Here is a 4,754-nt window from a genome sequence, read left to right as displayed (position 1 = left end):
GGTGGGCGGCGGCCACCAGGCGGGCGAGGCCGGCGGTCAGCGCCTCCTTGTCGAGCGGGTCGGTCATGTGGAAATCGAGCCGGGCCGACTCGGCGGTGATCGAGCACCCGTCGACCGGGTGCGGCACCAGCGCGCACAGCAGGTGGGTGGCCGTGTGGAAGCGCATGTGGCGCTCGCGGCGCGCCCGGTCGATGCAGGCCGTCACCGGCTGGCCGGGCGCAAGGGTGGCGAGCAGCGCCTCCTGCCCGGGCGCCGGCACATGGACGATCTCGCCCGGTGCCGCGCCCTTGCGCGTGTCGGCGATCTGCAGCACGCGGCCGTCGGCCAGCCGCAGCTCGCCGCGGTCGCCGGCCTGCCCGCCGCCGAGCGGGTAGAACACGGTGCGGTCGAGTTGCACGCCGGTCTCGCCGAGCGCGATGATGCGCGCCTCGCAGTCGTCGAGCGCAGCGTCTTCGCGGAACAGTTCTTCGGTGGTCATCGCATGCATCCTGGCCGTGGTCGTGGCATCAAGCGGGGTCGGTGATGAAGCGGCGCAGCACGTCGAAGGCCTCGTTCGGCTTCTCGCGCCAGGCGCCGTGGCCGATGCCGGGGAACGAATGGAACTGCCGCCAGCGCGCAGGCAGCGCCGCGGCGATGTCCTGCGCGTCTTCGAGCGGGCACACCGGGTCGAGTTCGCCGGCCAGCACCAGCACCGGGCATTGCGCGGCGGCCAGCCCGGGCAGCAGGTTCATCTGACGTTGCTCGCCGCGGATGAAGGCCTGCAGGATCTCGGGGGCGGTGAAGCGCCAGGGCGCGCTCTCGACGCGGCCGACCAGGCTCGGGTTGTACAGCGGTTTGCAAACGCGCTGGTAGACGGCGTTGTTCTCGTCGCTCGGGTCGGCCCAGAAGCGCTCGGCCACGTCGCGCGCCTCGCGGCCGCCGAGCTGCTCGAACATCGCCAGCTTGCGCGGCATCGCCATGCTGCCGGCGGTGCTCGACAGGATCACCTTGGCCGCATGCCCCGGGTGGCGCGCGATGTAGCGCTGCGCGACGAAGCCGCCGAACGACTGGCCGAGCACGATCGGGCGCGCGATGCCGAGCGCATCGCACAGCCGCACCACGTCGTCGGCCCAGGTGTCCAGCGTCCACTCCGACGGCGGGCGGCGGTCGCTCATGCCGTGGCCGCGGTGGTCGTAGTAGACGATCTGGGCCAGGTCGGCCAGGCGGGAGAACAGGGGCTTGAAGGCGACGTGGTCGAAACCCGGGCCACCGTGCAGCAGCACGAGGTTGGGCTTTTCCCGCACACCGTTGCCGTCGGGGACGAGGCCGGGGCCTTCGACGTCCACGAACAGCCTCACACCGGGCTCGATCTGAATGCGCACGCGCTGGCCTTCGTTGTTCAACCAGGGGGCGATCTTGCCATGCCCGGCCCCAGGCGAAGGAAGGCTAGCCTCCGGCCAGCAGGCGTTGTCGTTTCTGGGTCTGGTCGATGTAGCGCTGCAGGGCGCGCGACACGTCGCTGGTCGGGTTGACGATCTCGCAGCCCAGGCGCACGCCGCGCGAATCGGGGTTGATCGAGGTCACGTGCTGCAGGCGCAGCGCGACGTGGATGCGCGTGTCGACGTCGAGGTCCATCTGCACGCCGTTGAGCACCACGCCGGGCGGCAGCGGCGGCACGTCGTCGGGCAGGAACAGCGCGCAGCCGCCGATGCTCACGTCGAGCACGCGCAGCGCAAGCGGCATCTCGTGGATGGCCGGGTGGCGCACCCGCGCCATCGGCGTGCTGCGCAGCAGCGGCCGCACGCGGAAGCCGCTGCGGCGCTGGAAACGGAACAGCTCGCGCGGCATCGCGCAGTTCAGCACCGCGTTGCGGCCGTTGTGCACCATCACCAGCCCGACCGCGTCGAACTGCAGCTTGATGCTGTCCAGGTAGGCGACCGCGACGGCATCCGCCGACTCGACCAGCGCCTGCACCTGGTTGTTCTCGCCTTCGGCACTGAAGCTGATCAGGCCGCGCACCGGGTCGATCGACCACAGCGTGGTGGTGTAGTTGGCACCGTCGCTGCCGTTCAGGTGGACGATCACGTTGCCGTCCTGCAGCCGCTTGAGCATCGCCAGCACCTCGGGCACGGCGGAGAGGCGGAAATCGTCCAGCCCGCCATGGGTGGCGGACAGCGCGTCCAGCGGCATCGGCATCGTGTCCAAGTTCGGCTCCGGTCGGCGGGACGGTCCGCCGCGATCAGTGAACGTCAGTGAACGGCTCAGTGAACGGTCTTCGGCTTGCCGGCGAGGATCGCGTCCAGGTCTTCCAGCCACGGCTCGGCCAGGTGGCGGATCTCGGCATCATTGACCAGGATGCGCTGCATGATGCGCGATTTCAACTGGGCTTCCTCGGAATCCAGCGGGCGCTGCGCGGCGGCGTGCTTGAGCTGCGAGATCAGCACGGCGCAGGCGCCTTCGAGCTTGACCACGTGGTCCCAGTTGCCGACGCGGGCAGCTTCGAGCATGTCCTGGCTGGCGCGCTCGATGGCTTCGTAGTAGTTCAGCAGGGCCTTGTTCATGGGGTGGTCTCCGTTGTCGTGCGACCGGTCGATCTGGTAGGGCTTCATGGTGTGGGCTCGGCGCTTCAGGCGGCGGTCTTGATGTCGATCTCGGCCCAGGCACTGCGCAGGGGCTCGATCAGTTGCACGCATTCGTCGAGGGCGGCCTCGTCGCTGTGCAGGTTGGCTTGCGTCAGGCGCAGGGCCATGTAGGCGTACAGGTCGTTCAGCTGGGCGGCGAGCGCGCCACCCTCCTTCAGGTTCAGGCCGGCCTTCAGGCCTTCATCGACGATGCGCACCGCGCGGCTGATGGCGCGGCCCTTCTCCTCGATCTTCTTGTTGCGGATGGCGCCGCGCGCCTGGGCGATGCAATCGATCAGCCCGTCGAACAGCATGGCGATCAGCTGGTGCGGCGATGCGCCGTCGACCCCGGTGCCGACCTGCACTGCCTGGTAGGCATTGCTGCGGCCGCCGAAGGGCGATGCGGAGTAGTCGGAACCGAACATGTTCTTGGCCTTGTGCGTGACTGGATGCACTGTTTATCGGCCCGCCCCGCGCGGCCTTTAGGCCGCACAAGTGGGGTGAAACAGGGTCCATTTCGCCCTCAAGTGTGAGGAGAAGTTGCAGCTGGCAGAAAGGCTTCACGCGAGCGCAGCGAAGCACCCCAAGCAACTCGCCCAGGAACCGGCTTTGCCGGGCCTGCGGCGAGGTGCCCCCTCGGGGGGCAGGAGCGAAGCGACGTGGGGGCCGTCAACTAGCCGGTGGACTTGTTCCAGTTCGCGATCTGCTGCGTGATGTAGGTGCTGAGCGTGTTCAGCCCCGCCATCTTCGTGTCGAGCGCGGTGTACTGGGCGCGCAGGCGCTTCTCGGTGTTCGTCATCCGGTCGGTGATGTCGTCCTGCCGTTCCTGGTTGTCCTTCAGCGTGCTGTTCAGCCCGGTGGTGCGGGCGGCCAGCGTGCCGTCGGTGCCCAGCACCTGGTCGCCCAGCGCGCGCAGCTTCTGCGCGAAGCCGTCGTTGGCCGAGTCGGTCGTGTCGCTGTTGGCGAACGCCTTCTTCATCTCGCTCAGGTTGCCCAGGGCGCTGGTCAGCTTGGTGTCGCTGACCTTCAGCGTGCCGTCGGTCTGGATCTCCAGGCCGATCGAGGACAGTGTCGGGAACGCGCTCGAGGCCGAGCCGGTGCCCGTCAGCATCGAGCGCAGCTGGCGCTGCAGCGACACCGCGGTGCTGTCGCCCTGCAGCGTGCCGGCCGTCTTGGTCGCATCGTCGTACTTGGTCTGCGTCTTCAGCAGCGATGCGAGGCCGTTGTAGGCGGCCGTGAAGCTCGTGATCGCGCTCTTGATCGAGGTGTTGTCCTGCGCGACGCTGACCTGCACGTCACCGGTGGTGACCTTCTGCAGGTTCATCGTCAGGCCCTGCACCACGTCGTTCAGCGTGTTGCTCGCCGAGGTGATGTCCAGCCCGTTGATCTTCGCCTTCGCATCGACGGCGGTCYGGGTGCGCGTCATCGCGGCGCTGCCGTCGGTCGCGTCGTACGCGAAGGCCGACGGGCCGGCGCCGCTGGCCGTCACGCGGAAGCCGTTCTCGGCCCCGGTGGACTTCGACGACAGCACCAGCCGCGCACCGCTCGAGTCGGTGACGATGGAGGCCGAGACGCCGCCACCCGCCGCATTGATCTTGTCGCGCACGTCGGCCAGCGTGTCGGTCGCGCTGATCGCGATGTTCATCGAGCTGATGGTCGCGCGAGCCTTGAAGCCCGGCTCGCCGATGTCCCAGCTGCCGGTGTCGATGGTCAGCGAGCCTTCGCCGACGACCGCGCTGCTGGATGTGAAGCTGGTGCTTGCCACCGACTGCGAGGCCGCCAGGCTCTGCACGCTGACCGCGTAGTTGCCGGCCGAGGCGCTGGAGCCGCCGGACACGGAAACGGCCGATGTGTCGGCCGAGGTCGCAGACGTCGCACCCCAGGTGCCGGAGCGGGTCAACGCGAGCGCGGCGTCGCGGAAGGCCGACACCGACGATTGAATGGAGCCGTAAGCGGAGATCTTGGTCTGGATCTTCGACGCTTCGGTCTGCAGTTGCGTGACGGGCAGCTTTTCGACCGTCATCAACTTCGTGATGATCGATTCGACGTCGAGGCCGCTGCCGATCCCCGCTGATGTAACTGATGCCATGACCGTGACCTTTCGGAAGAGTGGACGGCAAGCAGAGGAAGCCTCGCTGCCACTGTCCTAAAAGA

At 68.4% G+C, this 4,754-nt stretch carries 6 protein-coding genes; all 6 read right to left on the bottom strand.

The window, feature by feature from the left end; genetic code table 11:
- Window positions 1–478: alanyl-tRNA editing protein (locus AC1D01_RS21280; protein WP_477869798.1), on the bottom strand; the 478-nt coding region annotated here is incomplete at its 3' end.
- A gap of 28 nt (window positions 479–506) precedes the next feature.
- Window positions 507–1,361 (bottom strand): alpha/beta fold hydrolase, encoded by an 855-nt coding sequence (locus tag AC1D01_RS21275; RefSeq protein WP_477869796.1) that lies wholly within the window; start codon window positions 1,359–1,361, stop codon window positions 507–509.
- 64 nt (window positions 1,362–1,425) lie between these two features.
- Window positions 1,426–2,175, bottom strand: coding sequence for a flagellar brake protein (locus AC1D01_RS21270; RefSeq protein WP_477869800.1), 750 nt, complete (start codon window positions 2,173–2,175; stop codon window positions 1,426–1,428).
- 65 nt (window positions 2,176–2,240) lie between these two features.
- On the bottom strand, window positions 2,241–2,540 hold the full coding sequence (locus AC1D01_RS21265) for a flagellar protein FliT (protein WP_047510193.1): 300 nt from the start codon (window positions 2,538–2,540) through the stop codon (window positions 2,241–2,243).
- Between the two features lie 65 nt (window positions 2,541–2,605).
- Window positions 2,606–3,025, bottom strand: a complete 420-nt coding sequence (gene fliS / locus AC1D01_RS21260) for a flagellar export chaperone FliS (RefSeq protein WP_477869794.1) — start codon at window positions 3,023–3,025, stop codon at window positions 2,606–2,608.
- Window positions 3,026–3,273: 248 nt separating this feature from the next.
- The gene (gene fliD, locus AC1D01_RS21255) at window positions 3,274–4,689 is read right to left on the bottom strand and encodes a flagellar filament capping protein FliD (protein ID WP_477869792.1); all 1,416 of its coding nucleotides are present in this window, start codon (window positions 4,687–4,689) and stop codon (window positions 3,274–3,276) included.
- Between the last annotated feature and the right edge of the window lie 65 nt (window positions 4,690–4,754).

It is taken from the genome of Rhizobacter sp. P3_B12 (assembly GCF_056402895.1).
The sequence above is the reverse complement of the archived record's forward strand: the minus strand, read 5'-3'. Positions and strand labels throughout refer to the sequence as shown.